This is a genomic window from Citromicrobium bathyomarinum (genome assembly GCF_021021475.1).
Taxonomy (GTDB): Bacteria; Pseudomonadota; Alphaproteobacteria; order Sphingomonadales; family Sphingomonadaceae; genus Alteriqipengyuania; species Alteriqipengyuania bathyomarina.
In genome coordinates this window covers 1302984-1326156 of sequence record NZ_JAINWL010000001.1, presented here as the reverse complement: position 1 = coordinate 1326156, position 23173 = coordinate 1302984, and the positions used below count along the sequence as shown (strand labels likewise).

General features: G+C 62.1%; 23 protein-coding genes. 9 read left to right on the top strand and 14 right to left on the bottom strand.

The window, feature by feature from the left end; all coding sequences use genetic code 11:
• Positions 1-4: 4 nt before the first annotated feature.
• The 14 genes from K7H93_RS06635 to K7H93_RS06570 form a co-directional block, all read right to left on the bottom strand.
• On the bottom strand, positions 5-1546 hold the full coding sequence (locus K7H93_RS06635; protein ID WP_010240406.1) for a multicopper oxidase family protein: 1542 nt from the start codon (positions 1544-1546) through the stop codon (positions 5-7).
• Between the two features lie 58 nt (positions 1547-1604).
• The gene (locus K7H93_RS06630) at positions 1605-1991 is read right to left on the bottom strand and encodes a copper-binding protein (protein WP_225082053.1); all 387 of its coding nucleotides are present in this window, start codon (positions 1989-1991) and stop codon (positions 1605-1607) included.
• Positions 1970-5137, bottom strand: coding sequence for an efflux RND transporter permease subunit (locus K7H93_RS06625; RefSeq protein ID WP_230782966.1), 3168 nt, complete (start codon positions 5135-5137; stop codon positions 1970-1972). Before K7H93_RS06625 ends, K7H93_RS06630 begins: the two co-directional genes overlap by 22 nt.
• Entirely contained in the window at positions 5134-6630 is a 1497-nt protein-coding gene (locus K7H93_RS06620) for an efflux RND transporter periplasmic adaptor subunit (protein ID WP_230782965.1), read from the bottom strand. Before K7H93_RS06620 ends, K7H93_RS06625 begins: the two co-directional genes overlap by 4 nt.
• Positions 6631-6638: 8 nt before the next feature.
• Positions 6639-7874 (bottom strand): TolC family protein, encoded by a 1236-nt coding sequence (locus K7H93_RS06615; RefSeq protein ID WP_230782964.1) that lies wholly within the window; start codon positions 7872-7874, stop codon positions 6639-6641.
• A 534-nt stretch (positions 7875-8408) separates the two neighbouring features.
• Complete coding sequence (locus tag K7H93_RS06610; protein ID WP_230782963.1) at positions 8409-9758, bottom strand: MBL fold metallo-hydrolase; 1350 nt, start codon at positions 9756-9758, stop codon at positions 8409-8411.
• A gap of 43 nt (positions 9759-9801) precedes the next feature.
• Positions 9802-10506 (bottom strand): NAD(P)-dependent oxidoreductase, encoded by a 705-nt coding sequence (locus K7H93_RS06605; protein WP_230782962.1) that lies wholly within the window; start codon positions 10504-10506, stop codon positions 9802-9804.
• Between the two features lie 108 nt (positions 10507-10614).
• On the bottom strand, positions 10615-11103 hold the full coding sequence (locus tag K7H93_RS06600) for a DUF6692 family protein (protein WP_054522845.1): 489 nt from the start codon (positions 11101-11103) through the stop codon (positions 10615-10617).
• Entirely contained in the window at positions 11100-11627 is a 528-nt protein-coding gene (locus K7H93_RS06595) for a DUF305 domain-containing protein (RefSeq protein ID WP_230782961.1), read from the bottom strand. The genes K7H93_RS06600 and K7H93_RS06595 overlap by 4 nt, the downstream gene beginning before the upstream one ends.
• Entirely contained in the window at positions 11624-12037 is a 414-nt protein-coding gene (locus K7H93_RS06590) for a potassium channel family protein (RefSeq protein WP_230782960.1), read from the bottom strand. Before K7H93_RS06590 ends, K7H93_RS06595 begins: the two co-directional genes overlap by 4 nt.
• Complete coding sequence (locus tag K7H93_RS06585) at positions 12034-13338, bottom strand: APC family permease (RefSeq protein WP_255351377.1); 1305 nt, start codon at positions 13336-13338, stop codon at positions 12034-12036. The genes K7H93_RS06590 and K7H93_RS06585 overlap by 4 nt, the downstream gene beginning before the upstream one ends.
• Before the next feature lie 284 nt (positions 13339-13622).
• On the bottom strand, positions 13623-13895 hold the full coding sequence (locus K7H93_RS06580; protein WP_010240151.1) for a hypothetical protein: 273 nt from the start codon (positions 13893-13895) through the stop codon (positions 13623-13625).
• A 211-nt stretch (positions 13896-14106) separates the two neighbouring features.
• The gene (locus K7H93_RS06575; RefSeq protein WP_029140646.1) at positions 14107-14571 is read right to left on the bottom strand and encodes a DUF411 domain-containing protein; all 465 of its coding nucleotides are present in this window, start codon (positions 14569-14571) and stop codon (positions 14107-14109) included.
• Entirely contained in the window at positions 14568-15272 is a 705-nt protein-coding gene (locus K7H93_RS06570) for a class I SAM-dependent methyltransferase (protein WP_269060063.1), read from the bottom strand. The genes K7H93_RS06575 and K7H93_RS06570 overlap by 4 nt, the downstream gene beginning before the upstream one ends.
• Before the next feature lie 133 nt (positions 15273-15405).
• Between K7H93_RS06570 and K7H93_RS06565 the strand changes: the two genes are divergently transcribed.
• The 9 genes from K7H93_RS06565 to K7H93_RS06525 all read left to right on the top strand — a co-directional run bounded on the left by K7H93_RS06565 (position 15406) and on the right by K7H93_RS06525 (position 23145).
• On the top strand, positions 15406-15702 hold the full coding sequence (locus K7H93_RS06565) for a hypothetical protein (RefSeq protein ID WP_230782958.1): 297 nt from the start codon (positions 15406-15408) through the stop codon (positions 15700-15702).
• Positions 15703-15705: 3 nt separating this feature from the next.
• Positions 15706-16140: a Spy/CpxP family protein refolding chaperone gene (locus tag K7H93_RS06560; protein ID WP_230782957.1), complete on the top strand. Its 435-nt coding sequence runs from the start codon at positions 15706-15708 to the stop codon at positions 16138-16140.
• Positions 16141-16146: 6 nt separating this feature from the next.
• Positions 16147-16707 (top strand): RNA polymerase sigma factor, encoded by a 561-nt coding sequence (locus K7H93_RS06555; protein WP_230782956.1) that lies wholly within the window; start codon positions 16147-16149, stop codon positions 16705-16707.
• Between the two features lie 55 nt (positions 16708-16762).
• Positions 16763-18571 carry a copper resistance system multicopper oxidase gene (locus K7H93_RS06550; protein ID WP_230782955.1) on the top strand — a complete coding sequence of 603 codons (1809 nt, stop codon included), beginning with the start codon at positions 16763-16765 and terminating at the stop codon, positions 18569-18571.
• Entirely contained in the window at positions 18568-19881 is a 1314-nt protein-coding gene (locus K7H93_RS06545) for a copper resistance protein B (RefSeq protein ID WP_230782954.1), read from the top strand. The genes K7H93_RS06550 and K7H93_RS06545 overlap by 4 nt, the downstream gene beginning before the upstream one ends.
• Positions 19882-19905: 24 nt before the next feature.
• On the top strand, positions 19906-20424 hold the full coding sequence (locus K7H93_RS06540) for a YybH family protein (protein ID WP_009823989.1): 519 nt from the start codon (positions 19906-19908) through the stop codon (positions 20422-20424).
• Positions 20425-20451: 27 nt separating this feature from the next.
• A complete protein-coding gene (locus tag K7H93_RS06535; RefSeq protein WP_009823988.1) occupies positions 20452-21183 on the top strand; it encodes a PepSY domain-containing protein in 732 nt (243 codons plus the stop codon).
• Positions 21184-21413: 230 nt separating this feature from the next.
• Positions 21414-22085, top strand: coding sequence for a DUF2231 domain-containing protein (locus tag K7H93_RS06530; RefSeq protein ID WP_151884815.1), 672 nt, complete (start codon positions 21414-21416; stop codon positions 22083-22085).
• 706 nt (positions 22086-22791) lie between these two features.
• The gene (locus K7H93_RS06525) at positions 22792-23145 is read left to right on the top strand and encodes a hypothetical protein (RefSeq protein ID WP_010240464.1); all 354 of its coding nucleotides are present in this window, start codon (positions 22792-22794) and stop codon (positions 23143-23145) included.
• The last annotated feature ends 28 nt before the right edge of the window (positions 23146-23173 follow it).

Genomic DNA, 23173 nt, shown 5'->3' with positions numbered 1-23173 from the left:
TCCCCTAATTGGCCATCACCACGAACTGCCCCATCATGCCTGCGTCCTCGTGCTCGAGGATATGGCAGTGATACATGTAGGGAGTGTCGGGATCGGTATTTTCTTCGAACCGCAACAGCAGCCTGACCTGTTCACGCGGGTTGACGATTACGGTGTCCTTGAAGCCCGCCTCTTCCGCCCGCGGAGGCCGACCGTCCCGGTCGAGCAAGCGGAACTGCACGTTATGAATATGAAAGGGATGGGCCATCATCGATGCGTTGGCGATTTCCCATATTTCCCACTGACCCACCGGTACGCGCTGATTGATGACGTCCATGTCCATGGTTTCGCCGTTGATCGACATGCCCCGGCCCATCATGCCCATATCGAGCACGAAACGGCGGCTGCGAACGGCGAGTGAGGGGTCTGGCGCAGCAAGCGCGGCCAGAGTGGGCGGGAGCATTACTGGAGTTGACGCGCCTGAGGGGCGCATATCGAGGATCGAAAACGTGCGTCCCTGCCTCTCGCGATCGGCCCGGTTTCCCATCATTCCGCCGCCCATCATACCCCCGCCTTGCCCGCCCATCATGCCCATGGCGTTAGCAGGGCTGCTGGCAATCAGCCGGAGCGGGCGCCCTTCGGAAAGATCGACGATCACTTGTGCGCGTTCGCCTGGGGCAAGGGTAAGACTGCGAACCTCGCTTGGCGCGGCGAGCAGGCCGCCATCGCTTGCGATGAGTTGCATCGGACGATCACCTTCGAGCGAGAAGGTGTAGAACCGCGCATTCGATCCATTGAGAAGCCGCAGGCGCAGCGGACCGGCGGCGGCCTCGAAAACGGCATTGGCCGTTCCGTTCACATAGATGCGCTCACCCATCACCCCCATCATCCGCGAGTGCATATCGAGCGGGTAAACAAGGCGGCCCGCGCCGTCGATCACGCGATCCTGCACGACGAGCGGTATGTCATCTACACCGTACCGGCTCGGCAGATCGAGGCGATCCTCTTCCTCGTCGCGCACGTAGATCGGGGCAGCAAGTCCGGCATAGACCTGTGGTCCGGCCCGGCGATGCAGATGCGAATGATACCAGTATAACGAAGCGCGCTGGCGTATTTCGAAGGACGGGCTCCAGCGCTCACCGGGCCGTATGAGCTGGTGCGGCCCGCCATCCGCTGTGGCGGGAAGTTCGAAACCATGCCAGTGAACGGTCGCATCTTCGGCAAGCTTGTTGTCGATGTGAAAGCGAACCTGTTCGCCGCGGCGCATTTCGAGGGTCGGGCCGAGATAGGATGCGTCGATACCGATCGTCGGTGACGCCGTGCCGGGCACGAATTCTTTCTCGCCCGGTGTCAGGGACAGGCGAAAGACACGCTCGCCCCGTTCGATCGTTCCTGCCTGTAGCCGAGGTATGGCAAGAGGATTGCTTTCGCCTCCCTGATCGAGCGACATCCTGCTTTGCGTACCGCAACCCAGCAGCGGCAGCGCGGCGAAACCCGTCGCCGCGAGGCCGGCGCTCTTGATGAAGTCGCGGCGATCCTTAAAGTCGGGCCTGTCGATACCTGGCATATTCACCTGTTTTTGCGTGGGAGGCACCGGCGCAACCGAGCGCCTCCCACCCACCGTCCTATCGCGGCGTTACCGAGGTAACGACGCTGCCTTCGGTTCCAGTACGAAATTCAAAGGCTATTCCCTCACCGACACTGACCTGTTCGAGGATTTGCGCGTCGGCTTCGAAGGTCATGGTCATCGCGGGCCATCCGATACTTTCGACCGGACCATGCTCGATGGTCACCGTGCCCGCCTCGGAATCGATGGCTGTAACCGTTCCCTCCGCGCTGGCGCTCTGCTCGCCGCCGGTCTCCTCCGCCATCGGCATTTCGCCTGACATGGGCATGCTGTCCGAGTTCGCCATGTCGTCTGACATCATGGTCTCTGAGCTGTCGTCTGCAGCGTCGCAGGCTGCAAGCGCCAGCGGTGCCGCGAGCAGGATCATGTAGGTTGGGGTACGCACTCTTCTTCTCCTTGAGGGTTGGCCGGTTTTTCCGGACGGGGGCGCCGCAACAACAGATAGGCGGCGGGAAGCAGGAACATGGACAGGAGCGGGGCGGTGATCATGCCGCCAACCATCGGCGCGGCGATGCGGCTCATGACTTCCGAGCCCGCGCCGGTGCCGATCAGGATCGGAAAGAGACCCGCAAGGATGACTGCGACGGTCATCGCCTTGGGCCGCACGCGCAGGAGCGCGCCTTCCCGGATGGCCTCGTCTACTTCTTCGGCGCTCAGATCACCGCGTCGCCGCTCCAGTGCGGCTTTCAGGTAAATCAGCATCACTACGCCGAATTCGGCGGAGACGCCGGCAAGCGCGATGAAACCGACCGCAGTCGCCACCGACTGGTTGTAGCCCATCAGATAGAGCAACCAGTATCCGCCCGTCAGCGCGAAGGGCAGCGTGCCCATGATCAGCAAGGCTTCGTCCCAGCGCCGGAAAATGAGATAGAGCAGCAGGAAAATGATCGCAAGCGTCGCGGGAACCACGACCTTCAGTCGCTCATAGGCGCGCGTCAGATATTCGAACTGGCCCGCATAGGACAGGCTGACGCCGGCAGGAAGATCGACACCCGCGGCGACGACCTCCTGCAGATCGGCGACCACCGAAGTAAGATCGCGGCCCCGGACGTCGACGTAGATGTAGCTGGTCAGTCGGCCCTGTTCGCTCTTGAGCATGGGCGGACCGTCGCTGACGGCGATACGGGCGACAGTGCCAAGCGTGATCTGTTGGCCGGACGGCGTCAGAACCGGCAAGGCCCTGAGTTCCTCGACGCTGTCCCTGATTTCGCGGGGATAGCGCACATTGATCGGATAGCGCGCCAGCCCCTCGACGGTCCGTGCGACATTGGCACCGCCAACTGCACCAGAGACGATCTGCTGGATGTCGGCAATGTTGAGCCCGTATCGCGCGGCCGCCATCCGGTCGATATCGACATCGACATAGCGACCGCCCGACAGGCGCTCCGCCAGGGCGGAACTCACGCCAGGCACGGTCTTGGCGATACGCTCCACATCGAGTGCAACGCGTTCGAGTTGATCGAGATCGTCGCCTGAAACCTTGACCCCGATCGGGCTCTTGATCCCGGTCGCGAGCATGTCGATCCGGTTGCGGATCGGCGGCACCCAGACATTGGCGAGGCCCGGCACCTGAACGACCCGGTCAAGTTCCTCGACCAGCAGATCGGGTGTCATTCCCTCGCGCCACTCCTCGCGCGGCTTGAAGCGGATCGTCGTTTCGAACATCGTCAGGGGAGCCGGATCCGTCGCTGTATCGGCGCGCCCCGCCTTGCCGAACACCGTTTCCACCTCGGGGACCGACTTGATCAGGCGATCGGTGCGCTGCAGCAGCGCCGAAGCCTCGCCGGGGGAAAGGCCGGGCAGCGCGCTCGGCATATAAAGCAAATCGCCTTCATCGAGCGGCGGGAGGAACTCGCCGCCAAGCCGGGTGAAGGGGATCGCGGTGGTCAGGAAGATCAGCGCCGCGATCACCAGCGTTGCCTTTGGGCGCCGCATGACCCAGTCGAGCCCCGGACGATAGATTTTCGTCAGCCAGCGGTTGAGAAAATTGGAATCCTCCGAAGGGATCTTCCCACGGATCAGCCATCCCATCATTACCGGCACCAGCGTTACCGACAGAATGGCCGCGGCCGCCATGGCATAGGTCTTGGTGAAAGCGAGCGGAGCGAACAACCGCCCTTCCTGCGCCTGCAGGGTGAAGACCGGTAGGAACGACAGCGTAATGATCAGCAGACTGAAGAACAACGCCGGTCCCACTTCCTTCGATGCATCGGCGATGATCCGCCAGCGTTCCTTCACCGCGAGCGCGGTATCGGGATTCTCGTGTTCCCATCGCTCGAGATGCTTGTGCGCGTTCTCAATCATGACGACGGCGGCATCGACCATCGCACCGACCGCGATGGCTATTCCACCCAGCGACATGATGTTGGCATTGACGCCCTGGATGCGCATCACGATGAAGGCCGCGAGCACGCCCAAAGGCAGGGTGATGATGGCGACAAGTGCCGAACGCGCGTGCCAGAGGAACAGCGCGCATACGAGCGCCACGACGATAAACTCTTCGATGAGCTTCGTGGTGAGGTTCTCTATAGACGCATCGATGAGCTGAGAGCGATCGTAGGTCGTGACGATCTCGACGCCTTCGGGAAGGCTTGCCTGCAAGTCGTCGAGTTTGAGTTCCACGGCTTGGATCGCGCTTCGCGCATCCGCGCCCTGGCGCAGAACGATGATGCCCCCGGCAACCTCGCCTTCGCCATTGAGCTCGGCGATGCCACGGCGCAGCTCGGGGCCTACCTGGATTGTCGCTACGTCGCCAAGCGTGACCGGAATGCCGCCGCTCGCAGTGCGTAGTGGAATCTGCCGAAAATCCTCGAGGTCGCCGAGATAGCCCGAGGCGCGGACCATATATTCGGCTTCGCCCATCTCGACGATCGAGCCGCCCGCTTCCTGGTTGGCGGCCTGGATTGCGCTCACGATCTCGGCGTGAGTCACGCCGAGCGATGCCATCCGGTAAGGTTCCAGCACGACCTGGTATTGCTTGACCATTCCGCCGACGCTGGCGACCTCGGCAATGCCGGGAATCGTCTTGAGCTCGTAGCGCAGGAACCAGTCCTGCAGGCTGCGCAGTCCGGCAAGGTCGTGCCCGCCGGTCCGGTCGACGAGCGCATATTCGTAGATCCACCCCACACCGGTTGCATCGGGCCCAAGCGTGCTCGTGACGCCATCGGGCAGGCGGTTCTGCACCTGGTTGAGATATTCGAGCACGCGCGAGCGTGCCCAGTAGAGGTCGGTACCGTCCTCGAAGATGATATAGACATAGCTGTCACCGAACATCGAATAGCCACGGACGGTTTTCGCCCCCGGCACCGAGAGCATGGTCGTTGCCAGGGGATAGGTGACCTGTTCCTCGACGATCCGGGGGGCCTGACCCGGATAGTTTGACCGGACCACAACCTGCACATCGGACAGATCGGGCAACGCGTCGACCGGCGTCGTGCGCACCGCCCAGAAACCGGCCAGCGTTACCGCGACGGCGGCGAGAACGATAAACAGGCGGTTGGCGATCGAGGCATCGATTATCCGAGCAATCATTGTCCGGCCCTCGTGATAGACTCGATCCGGGGGCCGGCATCCTGCTGGGTGAAGGTGAAGCGCACCCTGTCTCCCGTCTCGAGCCCGCGCATTTGCGCCGCGCTCTTCGTGCGGAAGGTCATGGTCATCGCGGGCCAATCGAGCCGGGGCACAGGACCATGCCGCAGCGTCACCGAACCATTGGCGATCGACTGGATCGTGCCGGTGGCACCGAAGGTCGCTGATGCGTCCTCGCCGCCGGTGGAAGCGTCATCTGCCTGATCTATCGGACGGACGTCCAGTCCGGTGAGGCTTGCTTCGGAATCGAGCAGGAACTGACCCGATGTCACGACCTGGTCGCCTGCCGACAGACCGGCCAGCACTTCGGTCCTTCCACCCGCTTCGCGGCCGATCCGGACCTCGGCGGGCATGAAACCGCCCTCGTCCTGCTTCACCATCACGATGGTTCGACGTCCGGTCCTGATAACCGCTTCGGACGGTACCAGCAGCGCGCGGCGTGTGTCCGGGGTCAGCGAGACCTGTGCGAACATGCCCGGCTTGAGGCGCCCGGATGCATTGGGCAGTTGCGCACGAACGGTGATCGTACGGCTTGCATCCTGCGCGCTCGGCAGGATAGCGATGATGGGCCCGGAGAAGCGTTCCTCGGGGAATGCGGTCAGCGTCGCGCTGACAGGTTGCCCGACGCGGACAGTCGCCGCCTGCCTTTCAGGCACCGCGGCTTCGAGCCAGATCGGTGAGAAACCGGTTATCTCGGCGAGCGTCTGTCCGGCCATGACTGTCATTCCCGGACGCACGCCGAGCGATGTGATGGCACCTCCAATCGGCGCGGTAACGGTGATCGTGGACTGCGGACGTCCATTGCGCCCTACCGATGAGATCAGGCCTGGAGGCATGCCCAAAAGGCGCATGCGTTCGCGCATGGCCTGCGCAAGTTCTTCATCACCGCTGTTCAGGACGGCCAGATACTCCTGCTGCGCTCCGCCCCATTCGGGAACCAGGATATCCGCGAGCGGCGCGCCCCGTCCAACGACATCGTCGGGCGCGCGGCCGTAGGTTCTTTGGACATAGCCTCCGGCACGTGGCTGGACGATCGCGACGTCGCGTTCATTGTAGGCCAGAACGCCTGTGACGGTTATTTCCGGCTCGAGGACGCCGTACTCGGCTTCAGTGGTGCGGATGCCGAAATTCTGCACCAGGCCGGGATCTATCCTGACGCCTGCAGTGGCCTCCTCGCCCGCGCACTTGGGCACCAGATGCATATCCATGAAGGGCGACTTGCCCGGCTCGTCGAAGTGCTGCCCCGGCACCATCGGGTCGTACCAGTAAAGGACCTCCTCGCATTCGGTCGCACTGCCGCCCGCGTCGCTTGCACCACCCTGGCCTTCGCCGAGCTGCGAGAGACCATAGCCGGCGGCAAGACTGATGAGCGCGACCGTGCCTGCCATCATCCAGGATTTCTGGCGCGGCGACAGCCTGTCCCACGCGGCTCCCATTGCGGGTCTCATCGGCCATACTCCCCATAAGTCAGTCGCAGGTTCGCGGCGGCCTCGACGGACGCCTCTTCGCGTTGCAGAATTTCCACCCGCAGCATGGCGAGCGTTTTGATGGCGTCGATGATGTCGAGCAGATCCGCGCGGCCTGCGGCAAAGCTCGCGCGTTCGAGGTCCACGCGGCTTTCGGCAAGAGGGAGCAGTTCGTCCGTCGCGCGCTGCCATTGTCGATAAGCGCTGCGCCATGCGGCGAGATCGGTCTCGAACTGGGCTTCGAGTTCACGGAGCCGGTCTGCTCTGGCCGACTGCGCCGCCGCCGCCTCGGCGTCGGCGGCGGCTACACGCGGGTTTTGGCGCCGGTCGGCGAAAATCGGGAGCGTGATCGAACCCATCACCGAGACGACATCGCCAAAGTCGGGATCGCGCCTTCCATAGCTCACATTGACGCCGAAATCCGGACGCCTTTCCGATCGGGCAAGATCACTTCGCGCTTCCGCTTGACGAACCTGCGCAAGCGCCACGACAAGTTCCGGATTGCTTTGCAAACTTGCCCGCAAACCTTCGGGATCGAGATCGGGCGAAGGCGTGGTTCCGGTCGCGATAGCGTTCGTCAGAGCGGTATAGCGCGACAGCATGGCTTGCGCGGCCTCTCGGTCGGCTTCAATCTTGGTCCGCATATCTTCGACCTCGAGCACGGCACGGCGTATTTCGAGACTTTCGGCGGGTCTGGCCGAACCGGCGGAGACAGAACTGCGGGCGAGTGGTACGAGCCCCTCGATTTCAGTAAGTGCATCGTCGGCGACGGTCAGAGCCTGTTGGGCATAAGCCAACGAAATCCATGCCATTCCTGCTCCGACACGCACCCTGTAACGGGTTTGACGCAACTGTGCTGCGGCAAGGTCGATGTCGGCGTCCGCCATTCCGAACCGGGCCCGACGTTTCGCGAGATTGGGAATTTCCTGTTCGATACCGATCTGGATCTGCGTCGGAAGCTGGCGACCCAGCTCGAACGCTGCCGGCCCGCCTACCGGTAGGTTCTGGACGCCCGCACGAAGGCGCGGGTCAGGCAACTCATCGGCAGCATCGGCGATCTCCCGCCGGGCTTCCAGTCTTAGCTCGCTTGTTCGAACCTGGGGCTGGTCGCTCGTTGCTGCTCGCAAAGCTTCCTCATAGCCCACCGACTGGGCATTACTCGCCGGCGCGAGGGCCAGCAGGACCGGAAGCGCGGTCCAGCTTATTCGTTTCATGATCGTTCATCCGCAAAAGGAGCGCGTCAGACACGCGTTCCGGATCACCGGCCCGCGTCGAGCGCAGGCCGTTCATCCAGAGGCAGGAGCGCGCAGGCTTGAGCCTGCACACGGGTCATGCCGGAAGTTGCGGAGGTGGCGGCTCTGGCCCTAGTCCTGTGGCTGCGAGCGAATTGGAGACTAATCTGCTGAACTGAGAAGCCTGCGCCGGTATTTCACCGACCAGGGTCGCATCACCCCCTGGAACGAGGGGCGGGATGCAGCCGAATGCCACGAGACAATCCAGCCGAAGGTTCTTGCAAGGCACGCCGTCATGATCGTCCATGGAAGCTGCGCCCGCCATCATCTCCATCTCGGCGCAGGCTGGCGTGCCTGCTCCGAGGGACTGAGGCACGGCAGAAGCATGCGCTGCCGATTGAACGAACAGCCCGCAAGCGATCAAAAGCAGTCCAAGGGTGCGCAAGTCTCGCATAATAAAAGCGTAAAGCTTCCCGCAGAGCAAGACAAGGACCTCGCATCGGGTGCGATGGTTCATCACGACGCGTGCTGCCAGGCACCCATCGAGCCCAGATATATATCGAGCTTTTCGAATCCTTTGCTTTGCAGCCAGCCCGCCGCCACACTCGCACGCATGCCACTGGCACACATGACGGAATAGGCGCGTTCGCGATCGAGCTCGGCGAAGCGGGAATTGAGTTCGCCCACGTAGATGTGTTCCGATCCCTCGATCGCGCTGCTGCGCCGCTCATCGAGGTCACGCACGTCAAGCAAGGTCCAGTTGTCGCGCTTGCGCTCGAGACGATCCTGAACCTCGCTCGTCCCGATCATCGGAAGGTTCGCCATGTCCATTCCTTGCGCTGCAGCCGGGACGATACCGACATAGCCGCCGTCGATCGAGTCGAGCCCGATCCTCACAAGGTGTGTCATGGCCGAAGCCAGCTGGTCTTCCGCCGATCCGACGAGGGCGATTGTTTCACCCTCCCTGATGAACCAGCCCGCAAACGCCGAGATCATGCCGACCGGAAGGCATATCGAACCAGGCAGATGCCCGCTTGCGTATGCAAGCGGATCCCGCACGTCGACGACATGATCGGCGTCGATTTCGCGAATGTCGGGGAGTTTGAGACGTTTTGGTCGCAAGATCCGTGGCGCAGGAGATGTTCCCTCGACGTTCAGGCGTTCCATCAGTCTGAAGTAGGGCGGCTGGTAATGATGCTCGGCGAGCTTGGCCTCGATAAATTCCTCGCGATGGGCGATCTGGAGCTTCGGATTGTTGCGACGTTCGTGGCCTATGGTCGAGAATTCCCGGTCCGCCATTCCCGAACCGCAGACCGAGCCTGCTCCATGCGCGGGGTAAATGATCGTCTGGTCACCCAGACCGCAAATCTTCTGCAGTGAATCGTACAGGAGGCCCGCGACCTCCCGCGCGCGCTCGGGATAGAAATCGGTGCGTCCGACGTCGCCAACGAAGAGCGCATCGCCGGTGAACACGCCGATCGGTCCTTCGGGAAAATCGTCGTCATGGAGGACGAAGGCGAGATGATCGTCGGTGTGACCGGGAGTTTCGAGCACCGAAATCCGCAACTTCCCGATCTCGAAAACGTCGCCCTCTCGCGCGGTGTCGGCGAAAACAATCTCGTCCGCAGGGTTTGGACCGTGCAGAACGCGGGCACCGGTCATTTTGGCCAATACCGGCGATCCCGTGATGAGATCCTCATTCCTGTGCGTTTCGAAGATATGCGTGATCTCCAGCCCTTCGGCGCGGGCACGCTCGACATAAATCTCGCAGTCCCGGCGCGGATCGATGACCGCTGCCTTGCCCTGCGAACCAATCAGATAGGAAAGGTGGGAGAGGCCGGGGGTCTTTATCTTCTCGAGCAGCATGTTTTGCCTCGTTGTTGGAGTGTTTCCGTGAGACCGCGTCGATCTAGTCGATCCCGAGTTCGGCTTTGAGTGCCGAGACGTTCTCGAAGCGGTCTGCTTCTGGCCGGGCGATAGCGGGCTTGGCGTTGACCCAGGTGTTCTCACAGACGAATTCGAGCATGGCTGCCGCGAGGTCGGCGTGCCGGCAACGAAAGCAACCCTCGGCAAGACGCTCGTCGGTAATGACGGCTTCACCCGTATAGGGTTCGTCGAGGAGCCAGCCCGGTCGCGCAGACGTCCAATTCAGGCCTTTCGCGCGCTCCAGAAGATCTTCCATGGCGCGCATCTGTTCGAGAATATTGTGCAAGGCTGGTCTTGCCGTGAGCTCGAACCATGCAGGAACGCTGGGCTGCGGCTCTACAAACGCCGCCGATATCACGACGATCCGGGAAATGCCGGTCGTCGACATCGCTTCCACCAGCTTGCGGGTTCCCTCCGTATAAAGCGGAGGCGGATCGATCGCCGTAGATGGACTAAACCCTATACCGAGTGCGGAAATGACCGCACGACAACCTTCAAGCTCGCTGCTGAAGTCGTCATTGAGAACGTCGCACTGGAAATACTCGACATTGTCGACCCTGTCCGATGGTTCGGGCAGGGTGTGTTCGAACGCTCGTACCGCGATGCCCTTGCGGACCGCATGGCGCAATATTTCCGTGCCGGTCTTTCCTCCGGCACCGAAGACCGCAAGGGGGGCTGCATCGGTCACAGGTTCAGCTTCCACGGTCGTACCTCATTATGAATTCGGCGGCGCGTGCCGGGCTGATCGTGATCGTGGAGCGGGCACCGACGGACGCTAGCGCCCGCTCGCTCGTCTTCACGCCTCGCTGTTGCCACAGGTCGTGTAACCCCAGAACCCGAACTCGTCCTTCATCCGGGGTCCGGCGACGATCAGCTCCTGCATCTGCAGGCCCGCGTCTCCCTCGTCATCGAGAAGGCGCGTACGGATACGAAGCTCACCATCCGCATACTCACCCGAAGCGCTTGCCGTGACCGGGATCAGTTTGCCATTGATCTTGATCGCCCCGCGACCGCTGTTGTCGTAGACGAACGACGGGAACGCGACCTCGGTCAGGCGGAACTGGCACGTGTTCTCGGCTCCCAGCGCGGTAAGATCCGCGTCGCTCATCGTTTCGGGCAACATGAGGCCGGGGCTGAGATTGGCAAGAGCGCTCGCAGCACTCTCTATCGGCGCCGCCGTTGCCGGAGGATCGAGCTGCGCTTCGCGATCATTGCCGATGGCGGTATTGGTGTTGCAGGCTGCCAGCGGGAGGGCTGCAAGCGTCAGAAGTGCGATCTTGTTCATTGCTGCATCTCCTCGGGCAGGCGTTCTTCGGTGCGCGGACCGTTCTCCTCGATGTCCTGGATGAGATATTTCATCTCGGCGATCTCGCGCCGCTGCGCGACGATGATGGCCTGAGCAAGTTCGCGGACACGCGGATCCTTCAGGCTCGCTCTCTCGCTGGTCATGATCGCGATCGAGTGGTGCGGGATCATCGCCGCCATGTATTCGGTGTCGTCGACCGTGGTCTGGCTGCGTACGAGCCATAGCGCGAGTGCGAAAACGACGGCTCCGACACCCAGGATGATGAAATTCTTGGTCCGGTCCTTGTACATGCCCCACATGAAGAGCAGCATGACCACCATCATCATCGCGCCCATGACGAACATCATCCAGAAGCGCGTCTCGCTCCAGAACACGTCGTCCATGTCGAAGCTGTTGGCGTACATCAGGAAGAACATGATCACGGTCGAGGTCGATACCATGGCCATAAACCGCCAGTAGTTGCCGCCCCCTCCCTTATCCGAGTGGGATGAGCTTTCAGTCATGCGTTTTCTCCTTCCTTCATCATGGTCCAGAACAATTGTGCCGAGCAGCTGATGAGCGCGAAGCCGGTCAAGGCTTCGACGCCGGCAATGACGCGCAGGTGCTCGGTCGGGTAGATGTCGCCGAGCCCCAGCGTGGTCACGTTGATCAGCGAGAAATAGAAATAGTCCATCGCACTCATCGCCGGCGTCTTGTCGAACCCGCCGAGGCCCAGCTCCGCGCCCAGCCAGAAACCGCCAGCGAAGAGCGTCGCGACAAGCAGGTGCGATGCCAGGACGAGAAGCGCGACCCGAAGCTTGGCGGAGAAATTTCCGGGTGCGTGGAGCAGGCGATGCCCGGCGCCGAGGATCGACAGATGCACGCCGACCGAGGCCAGGAAAAGTGCAATGGCGAGAATTAGTGCGGCGATCATCGATGATCTCCATCGTCTGTGGCGGGCATTTCACGCAGCGCAGGATTCCGACGTAGATAGAACCATTCGGCTCCGAACACTGCGGCAATACCTGCGACCGCATAGGCAACGACCGCAGGGTCGGTTTTAAGCTTGGCGAGGGCAAAAGCTGTCAGGACTACGCCGTCCGCCATGAGCGCCGACCAGAGGATCCAGGCACGCGCGCCTATCTCTTCCCGCAAACCGCGCAGCACGCCCCAATGCACGAGCATGTCCATTACGAGATAGAAGAACGCTCCGAGCGAGGCGATCCGCGAAAGATCGAACAGGACCGCGAGCGTGCCGGCGACCACGACGGTATAGACCAGCATGTGACTGCGGATCGGTCCCTTCATCCCAAAATGGCTATGCGGGATCATCTTCATTTCGGTCAGCATCGTCAGCATTCGCGAAACGGCGAAAACGCTGGCGATGACACCCGAGGTCGTGGCTGCGATCGCGATTGCGACTGTGAAATAGAACCCAAGCTCTCCGAGCGCGGGGCGCGCAGCTGCCGCAAGCGAGTAATCGCGTGCTTGGGCTATTTCCGAAGTGCCGAGGCTGGCTCCGACCGCCACCGCGACCAGAAGGTAGACGACCACGCATACTGTGATCGAAATGATAATGGTTCTGCCAACATTTCGGTGCGGATCGATGATTTCGCCGCCGCTGTTGGTGATGGTGGTGAAACCCTTGAACGCGAGGATCGAGAAGGCGACCGACGCGAGCAACGCGTCGAGACCTGAAAGCGCGACTGGCTCTGAGAAGGCGCCGCCCGAAAAGCCGCTGGCCCAGATCGCCGCAATCGCGAACAGGGCGATGCCGCCGATCTTGATCGCCGACATGACGAGAGAGAAACCGCTGACCGATTTGTTGCCTGCCGCATTCACGAAATAGGCGAAGACGATGAGCGCAAGCGCTGCGACGGAAACCAGAATGCCGCTGCTCTCGAGCCCAAAGGGCCGCAAGGCATAGGTCGCGAAGGTCCGAGCGACCAGGCTTTCGTTGATGACCATCGACAGCGCCATCAGGAGCGATGCCGATGCTGCAACAACACCCGGTCCGTAGGCCTTCTGAAGAATCATCGCGATGCCGCCAGAGGAGGGCCAGCGGTTCGACATCTTGATGTAGCTGTAGGCGGCTAGGGAAGTGACCAGGGCGCCGACTATGAAAGAAAGCGGAAATAGCGGTCCAGCCAGTTCGGCAATCTGGCCGGTCAGTGCGAAAATACCAGCGCCGATCATGACGCCGGTTCCCATTGCGACACCGCCAAGCAGCGTTATCGATCCAGCACTCTTCCCATGTTGATCGTTGCCATCTGTCTGCAAGTCTTTCCCCTGTCGATGTCCTCCCGTCCGAGAAACATCACGACAAGCAGTACGTTGCGAAGCGGCTCACCCCTCAAAAAATTTTCTGGCGGGGCATGAGCCATCCTTGGGCTGGCCCCGGAATCGCGATGAGCTATCGATTTCCGGCGGCGCGCTCTTTCTTCCTGCAGCGATGCCGATGGCGGCGCGTCAAGGCACGGCAGTCCACGCTGAGTGCGCCTAATATTCAGCGCGTCAAATCAGGAAAACCGGGCCTGGAAAAACCGGTGCAGCGGGACCGCGATGAGTGCGATGTACCAGCCGTAGAGAAAACTGCCCACCGCTCCTGCGAGAAATCCCGACAGGGTCAGCCATTCGAACCATGGCAGCAACGGAGCCCAGGCTTGGTGCATGTGAAACCGCTCGGGTGCGAGGACTCCGAAGGCAATGCATAGGAGGTAGCTGACAAGCAGGAACACGCTGAGCGTCCAGCCCCATGCGAATATCGAGTTCTTGATTGATCCTTTTACCATCGCATTTCTCCCACTTCGTGCGTCCTAAAATTATGCAAACGGAAGGGTCCGGGACCGTCGGGGCAGCCGGCCCCGGACCCAGCGGGATGATCGACAGGCATCTTAGCGCCCGTCCCGGTGTCCCGGGCTTCTGTGTTATTCTCGCGCGATTGTTCTTCAACGAGACATCGCCCTTATTTCTCGCGCGGCCACTGGCGTCAGTTCCTTACAATCACCGATAAGATGCGAAGACGCTCTGTCCGGTCGGACCAAAGGCGATGACCTCATAGGGCTGGATCCGGTTTCCGGCCTCCATGCCGGGCGATCCCAGAGGCATTCCCGGAACCGCTAGACCGGCAACGCCGTCGGGCCGCTCGCGCAAAAGTCGGGCGACGGCTTCGGCGGGCACGTGACCTTCGATGATGTATCCATCGACCTCCATCGTGTGGCACGACCACAATTCTTCCGGTACGCCGCGCGCTGTCTTGATCGCCGCCATGTCGTTGCTATCGACCGATGCCACCTTCGCGTTCATCCCATCTTCAAGATGGCCTGCCCAGTTGAGACAGCATCCACATCCGGGGTCCCTAAACATCGTATAGGTCGCTGCCTGAGCCACGTTCGAACAGGCTGCCAGCACGAGCAAGGCCGCGCCGCTAACCGATCGCCGGAACAGGGCAGGCTTTTTCCAGATCATTGTGCAATTCCTTTCTTGTATCCGCGCCATAGCGAGATCGTCCCGGTCACCGTCGGGAGCCGGTGGAGCAGGCATGGCTCGGTGAAGATTTCGGCGAACAGTTTTTCGACTTCGCCGTCGGCGCTGGGCTGCGTGTCGCTAATGCCGTCAAGCGACTGGACGGTCGCCCGGAAGAGGCTCCGCATGAGTGGGCTCTCCTGCTTCATATAATCGGCGATCAAGACGGTTCCGCCTGGCACGAGCAAGCTTTCGATAATTTCCAGGATTGCCTGCTTCTTGCGCAAGGGAACCTGGTGAAGGACGAGGCTGCTGACGATCTTGTTCGGCCGCCACCCCGCGGGCAGCTCGAGGCTTTCGAGAAAGCCATTGTGCCATTTCACGAGATCGGCTCCCGCTCCAAACTTGTGCCGCGCAAGCGCGAGCGCCTCCGGGTCGGGTTCGACACCGATCAGACCCGCTTCCGGGCAATCCGTCATCAAGGCCTTGAGAAGAGTGCCGGTTCCGCTGCCAACATCGATCACCCGGTCGCCGGGGACAAGGTGCAGCTCTTCGACAATCTTTTGGCGCCAGAGATGTTCGCGGGTGAACAGACCGATCGCCCGGTCGTAAAGCGGCGTCAGAAAGCTCTTGCCAAGAAGAGGCGTAAATTCGCCCTGATCTTCAGGTGCGGTGATATTGCTCACGAGTTGGCTCCCATTCATCCCGGGTTCGACCCGATTCTGACAGACCCGTCTCGATTACGTATGGCGCTGGACATTCCCTCAAAAAAGGAACTTTAAGGGATTGTGCAGGCGAGCGCGTATAGGACACGTGCAACCCACAGGAGTTTTTCGGATGCGTGACAATCACTCTCTTGATGCGGTGCTCGGAACCCTTTCCGCCACCGCCACCAACGAGGTCCCCGCGGACTTCATGGATGGCGTTTGGCAGCGCGCCGGACAGCTTGGCGAAATCGCCGACCGACGCCGCCGGACGGCTCTGTTCGTCGGTCTGTTCGTCGTCGGGCTTGGAGCTGGCGCCGGAACAAGCGGTTGGCCTGGCAGCTATGGCACGTCGTCCGCGCCACTGGGCGAGAGTCTTATCCTCGGCGAACAGCTGTCCCCATCGGCACTCCTCCATGTGGAGCAATAAGGTTTGAAGACGACACATATCGTTCTCGCGGTGCTTCTCGCAGCGCTCGCAGGATGCCTCGGCGCGATTGCCGCGGACCGCTGGGCCAATCACGAGGCCGGCTCCGGCCTCCACGATTTCGTGCACGACGAGCTCACCCTGACGGCCGACCAGGAGCAGCGTCTCGATGCGCTCGAGGCCCGTTTCGCTGTCGAAAGGGCACGGCTCGAAGGATCGGCGCGCGCAGCCAATGCCCGGCTCGCCCAGGCGATGGAAAATGAGCACGAGTACGGTCCCGAGGTTTCGGCCGCGATCGACGAGGTGCATGCGCGTATGGGCGATCTGCAGAAAGCAACGGTACGGCATATCTTCGACATGCGTGAAATTCTCGAACCCGAGCAGCAACGCCAGTTCGATCGCAAGGTCTCCGACGCCCTGACCCGCGACCCACGCGACTGAAGCGCCATGTCGGGGGCGGGCGACAATCCGGATGAGGCCCTTGTTTCGCAGGCGAGGGCCGGAAGCAAGCGGGCTTTCAGCAAACTCGTCGAGTATGAAACGGGTCGGCTTCTCGCGCTCGCGACACGCATGCTTTCCTCTCCTTCTCAGGCCGAGGACGTTGTTCAGGACAGCCTGGCCTCGGTGTGGCTGACGCGCCATCGGCTTGATCCGGACAAGCCGATCGGACCCTATCTGACAACCGTCGTCCTCAACCGCTGCCGGGACCGTTTGCGCAGGCGCAAGGTCGCGGGCTTTTTCGGACTGTCGGGTGATGACGAACTCCATTCCATCGCCGACGATTTGCCGGGTCCTGAAGCGTTGGCCGTTTCCAGGGAAGAGCTCAATCTCGTTCAGGCCGAGATCGCGCGAATGCCTGTAAGGCTGCGCGAAGCGCTTGTGCTCGTGACCATCGAGGGGCGTAGCCAGGCCGAGGCGGCCGATCTTCTCGGAACGACCGAAAAGGCGATCGAAACCCGCGTATATCGCGCGCGCAACAGGCTGAAGGAGCGCTTCGAAAAACTTTGAGGGGTTGGCTGGGCGCGCGCGTAAGTAACGGTAAACGCCAAGTCAGGAGCCCTTTATGATCGCCGTCAATCGACGCAAGTTTCTCGGAGCCGGAGCAGGAGGAATGGGTCTGCTCGGCCTTGCCGGGGCGATGCCTGCCTGGGCACGGGGCGCGGACATCCTCGCAGGTAACGCCCGCAAGGGGCTGGACGAGATATCCGGCCCCAATATCGACCTCACCGTTGCCCGATCGGCCTTCGCGACCGGCAACAGGCGCGGCGGCGCGATCGCCGTCAATGGCACGATCCCCGGTCCGCTGTTGCGATTGCAGGAAGGCACGACCGTCCGGCTCAATGTCCATAACCAGCTCGAGGAAGATACCTCGATCCACTGGCACGGTCTGCTCGTGCCGTTTCAGCTCGATGGAGTGCCTGGCGTGAGCTTTCCCGGCGTCAAACCGGGAGAGACCTTCACCGCCGAATTTCCGGTTCGCCAGTCGGGTACCTACTGGTGGCACTCGCATAGCGGCCTGCAGGAACAGGCCGGGCATTACGGCGCGATCGTGGTCGACCCCGCCGGACCCGATCCGGTCCAGGCCGACCGCGAATATATCGTGGTGCTGAGCGAATTCAGCGAAATGTCGCCCCACACGATTTTCGACAAGCTCAAGAAGGGCGAAGGCTACTTCAACTACAACCAGAACACCTGGACCGACGATTACCCGCTTTCGGGCGAGGATCGCCGGATGTGGGCGAAAATGCGCATGATGCCGACGGACATCCTCGACGTGTCGAGCGCGGCTTATACCTATCTTCTGAACGGCCATGGCCCGCTCGACAATCTGGAATACCTCTTCCGCCCGGGCGAACGCGTGCGGCTGCGCTTCATCAATGCCGGCGCCATGACCTTCTTCAATATTCGCATTCCCGGCCTGCCGATGACCATCGTTCAGGCGGACGGGCAGAACGTCGAGCCGGTGGAGGTCGACGAGTTCCAGATCGGTGTGGCCGAGACATACGACGTCGTCGTGACGCCGGGCGCGCAACAAGCCTACACGCTGGTCGCGGAGTCGATGGACCGCTCGGGCATGGGTATTGCCACACTCGCGAGCGCACCCGGCGCTCGCGCCGCCATTCCGCCGCTGCGCGATCCGCCGCTTCTGACCATGGCCGACATGGGCATGAGCGGCATGGACCACGGCTCGTCTGGCGATGCCGGCATGTCGGGCATGGACCACGGAAGTGGCGGCGACATGGCGGGGATGGATCATGGTTCGTCCGGCCAATCCGAGATGGCAGGCATGGCCGGCATGTCGGGGATGCAGATGCGCGACACGTCGCTTCTGCCGCCCGATGTGAAGGTCGGGCCCGGTCTCGACATGGTCTCGATGAACCCGGTCGACCGCATGGGCGATCCCGGCATCGGTCTCGCCGATGTGCCGCATCGTACGCTCGACTATCGCAAGCTGCGCGCTCTGACTCCACACCGCGAGGGCCGCACGCCGTCCCGGCGAATGGAAATTCATCTGACCGGCAATATGGAGCGCTACATGTGGTCGTTCGACGGCAAGAAGTTCTCCGCCGTCTCAAACGAGCCGATCCGTTTCGCCTATAACGAGCGCGTGCGCGTGAAGCTCGTCAACGACACGATGATGGCGCACCCCATTCACTTGCACGGTCATTTCTTCGAGCTGGTCAATGGCGCGCCGGCCGATCGTCAACCGCTCAAGCACACGGTAATCCTGCAGCCGGGTGGCAGCGCGCAGTTCGACCTGACGGCGGACGAGCCGGGCGACTGGGCCTTCCACTGTCACCTTCTCTACCACATGCATGCCGGGATGTTTCAGATCGTCACGGTCGCCAATCCCGACGGGAGCGAAGCATGAAAATTCGTATTGTCAGCCTGCTCGCATCGGTCGCAGCCGGCTCAGTTCTCGCCTCCCCCGCGGCGGCGCAGCATGCCGGTCATTCGCCGGCGGAGCCGCAGCAAAACGCCGAGGCGCAGGCTGACGCGAAGACGAAGTGCGAGGAAGAAGCCGAGCGCCATCGCGCGATGGGGCATCCGGTTGCAGATGGAGCATGCGAACCGGCTGCTCAACCTGAAGCCGCCATGGACCGCTCGCAGATGGATCACTCAACCATGGATCATGGTGCGATGACCGCTCAGGATGGCCATTCTGGCATGACAATGCCTGTGGACGCTGCCCGTCCACAGGCATCGCCCGAAAGTCATGAAGGAATGGATCACGGCTCGATGCCGCAGGGCAAGCCCGCCGAAGGCGCGATGGATCATTCGCAGATGAATCACGGCGAGATGGGTCAGGCGGAGGCCAGTTCGTCGATGGACCATGGGCAGATGGATCACAGCCAGATGAACCATGGGGAGACGCCTTCGCAGGACAGGCAGGGCATGGACCATTCGGCGATGCAGATGGGCTCGGACGATGATATCCCGCTGCTGCCGCCTCCTCCAGAAGCAGGGAGCGGCCCAGCGCGCGCGGCGGTCGCCATCTGGGGCGAGGAAGCCATGAACGAAGCGCGCCGCGAGCTTGTCCGCGAGACCGACGGAGGAATGCGCTTCTGGTTTCAGGGCGACCGGCTCGAATACCGCGCCCGCGAGGGGAAGGATGGATATCTGTGGGACATCCAAGGATATTATGGCGGCGACATCGACAAATTCTGGTTCAAGTCCGAGGGTGAGGGCAGCTTTGGCGAACCCATAGAAGGCGCCGAGGTCCAGGCGCTCTGGAGTCGCGCCATTGCGCCCTTCTTCGATTTCCAGGCGGGTGTTCGCCAGGACCTCACCGGTCCGGAGCGCACGCACGCGGTTATCGGTATCCAGGGTCTCATGCCGTACCGCTTCGAGGTCGATGCCGCGGCCTTCGTCTCCACCAAGGGCGATGTGACCGCGCGTATCGAGGGCGAACTCGATCAGCGCATCATGCAGCGGTTGATCCTCCAGCCCAGGGCCGAACTCGCGCTTTCTGCGCAGGACATTCCCGAGCTGGGCATCGGTGCCGGGCTCGATCGGATCGAGGCAGGTTTGCGTCTTCGCTACGAGTTCGCACGCGAATTCGCGCCCTATGTCGGCGTTTCCCAGGAATGGCGCATCGGCGACAGCGCGGATTTTGCGCGGGCCGCCGGAGAGGATCCGAGCGTCACCAATTATGTCGTCGGTGTGCGATTCTGGTTCTGAAATCTCAAAAAGGATAGAACTTCCATGACCAAGACTTTGACACGCATCGCGGCGACTGCGCTTGTTGCCACGCTGATACCGCTGCCAGCCTTCGCGCAGCAGATGGACCACTCTTCCCATGCGAACCATCAGATGCACGCGATGGACGCTTCGGCGGACGATGTCGCGGGCGCTGAAGAAACCCTCAAGGCCTATCGCACCGCTCTTGAAGCGCGCGACGCGCAGGCAATGCGCGCGCTCTTCGCCGAGGACTCGGCGATCTTCGAGAATGGCAAGGCCGAAGGAAGCTTTGCCAATTACATGGAGCACCATTTGGGCCCCGAGCTCGACGCGATTGTGAGCTTCACCTTTACCGACCCCACGCTGACCGTCACCCGGATGGGGCACATGGCCCATGCCTATGAGACGTATGGCTATCGCATCGAACTTAGCGATGGCCGGGTGATCGAGCGCGACGGCGTGGCGACATCGGTGCTTGCTCACGATGCGGACGGGTGGAGAATCGTCCAGTACCATTCCTCGTCGCGCGCGCCGCGCAACTGATTACGGCTTTCGAAGAGGTAGCACCGGTTGGCAACGCCGTCGCTAAAGCTGCGCCTGCATGTGCTCGGCAGCAAGATCCACAAATGGCTGGCGATTTTCGTCGGTGTCCAGGTTCTCTTGTGGATGGGAACCGGCGCCCTCATGTCGTTTCTCGACCTGGAAGAAGTTCGCTCCGAACATGTCGTTTCGCGTGAACAAGAGGCGCTGCCCGCCGATGCCCCGCTCCCGGCCTGGGTCGCAAACGACGGTACTCTTGCAGCGGTAACGACACGTTCGCTCGACGGCGATGCCGTGACCGAGGTCCGCAAGGTTGACGGTAGCGTGAGCCTCCACGATCCGGTGACTGGGCGTAAACTCTCCCCCATCTCGGCGGCAACGGCAAAATCCATCGCCTTGCGCGCATGGACCGGGCCGCGCACGACCATCGAGGCCGCACGGATCGTCGATGACCCCATCGGAACCGAGTTTCGCGGCCCTTTTCCGGCCTGGCAGGTCACCTATGCTGACGAGGCTTCGACGCGCATCTACATCGATGCCGCCAGCGGCACGCTCGGGGCGGCGCGCAGCGATACATGGCGCCTGTTCGATTTCATCTGGGGCCTCCACATCATGGACTGGACCGAGCGCGACCGCATCAACAGTTGGTGGCTGCTGCTGTTCGGCATTGGCGGCACAATCATAGCCCTGTCGGGTTTCGTCCTGCTGGCGAACCGGATGCCGAGGCTGCGCCGCCGCGCAAAGAAGAGCAAGCTCGCCTGAGCCCATGGGGCTCATGTGCGTGGGCGAACGCCTTACCCCCGTTCGCCAGGCCCAACGGGCCAGGAGCCGAATGCGTTCGACGATCGCGATCGTGCCGGCATCGGACCTGATCCCGCAGACGCTCTTCTGTCGCGCCAATACCATCAAATTAATGTGAGGGGCACGCGGCTGCCGTGCGTATCAGGCACATAGGTCGCACTTTAACTGCAGGTTCGGAAGACATACGAGACATGAAAGCCCCCTCATTTCTGGCGCTGCTCGCCGCAAGCCTGCTCTTCGTCGGACCCGTTCAGGCTCATGGCGACGAAAAGCACGGCGAAGAGGCGAGCGCCGCGCCTGCTGCCACCAATGGCGATGTGCACGACCAGGCGGCCATGGCGCAGATGGGCGAGACTGCGGATGCTGGCGAGTCCTCCGGCGCGCACGATGAAGCGGGCGGAGGTCATGACGAGGCCGGTGGCCATGCGAATGAGGGCGAAGCCGGCGTCATGGCCGTACTGAAGAAGCTGCATCCGGCAACGATCCATTTCCCGATCGCCTTGTTTCTCATGGCTGCGGCCACCGAATTGTTCGTGATGCGCCGGAAAGGAGCGGGCCTGGAAAGTGCGGTACGCGTGCTTGTCTACGGCGGAGCCATCGGCGCGGGGGTCGCAGTCCTGTTCGGATGGATTCACACCGGCCTGTGGTTCGGCGGCGACACCGTCATGCAGGTGCATCGATGGAACGGTATGCTGATCGCCGTTCTCGGTATTGCGATGGCCTATCTCGCGAGCAGGCCGAGCCAGAGCCGCGCATGGTTGCGCGCGTCGATATTCTCCATGGCGGCGCTCGTTCTCATCCAGGGCTTCCTTGGCGGCGAGCTCGCGCATGGGCCGAACCACCTCGGTATTTCCTGGCTCTGAAGGAGTTGAAGAGCATGCGTACTTCCAGATTGAATGCAGCGATCGGGTTTCTCGCGATCGCGCCCTTGATGTCCGCTCTTGCTGCTTGCGACGAGGCGCAGGAGAGCACACCGATCACCGAGGTTTCGCCTATGGGCGAAGCTGCAGTGGTGGCTGGCACGGCTCCCGGGTCGGGTCTTGCCGATCCGGCAGCCTCTCCTTCCGAAGATGAGGCAGCGACCGCTCGGGAGGACGCTCTTTCGACAAATGGGGCCGCCACGCCCGCCTCACGGCACGCTGCCTCTCCCGCATCACGCGCAACTGCCACACCCGCAGCGCCAGCAGCGCGCACGCAACCCGCGAGCGAAGCGACCCAACCCGCCGATCCCCATGCGGGCCATGACATGTCCTCGATGGCCGATCACGACATGGAAGGTATGTGATCGGACGCGTTTCCCGGTAACTCGGCAATTCAGGAGATATCCTCGGCAAGAAATCGCAACGAACAACGCAAGATCAGGAAAGGACGGCCCCGCCTCCCCCCGAAGCCCTGCGGGTCGCAGGTGCCCCCAAAGGGGTCGTTCAGGAACCCCGCGTGAAGACCAACCCGCGCGGGGTTCCGTTTGCCCGGCTTCGCTGTCGCCGTGCCAGGCGCATCCCGGTAGGGCTTTGTGCTATGTGAGCAGCGTGCAGACGATCGCCTCGTTGGCTATGAAAGGAACCGCATATGTCGGAAACGGGAAAAGCCGGGGCGCTGTCGCGCTGGGAAGACGAAGGCGGGGCATTGCCCTGCGGGCCGCAGGAAGCGCTCGCTGCCGATTGCGAGAAATGGGATATTCCGCCACTTTCGGATGCCGAGATCATCCAATTGCGCATCAGGGTGATCGCCCTTGAGAACATGGTGCTCGGCCTTCTGTCGAAGGCCAGCGCCGATCAGCTTGCAGCAATCGAAGAAATCGCGGAATTCATATCCCCGCGTGCCGATGCGAAGCCGCATCCGCTTACCCTGCATGCCGCCACCCAGATGGAGCACTTCGTCGAGCGCGCCCGGCGGCTTCGCGAGCAACCCACCGCTGATTGAGCGACGCATGACCGGGCCACGAATGCTG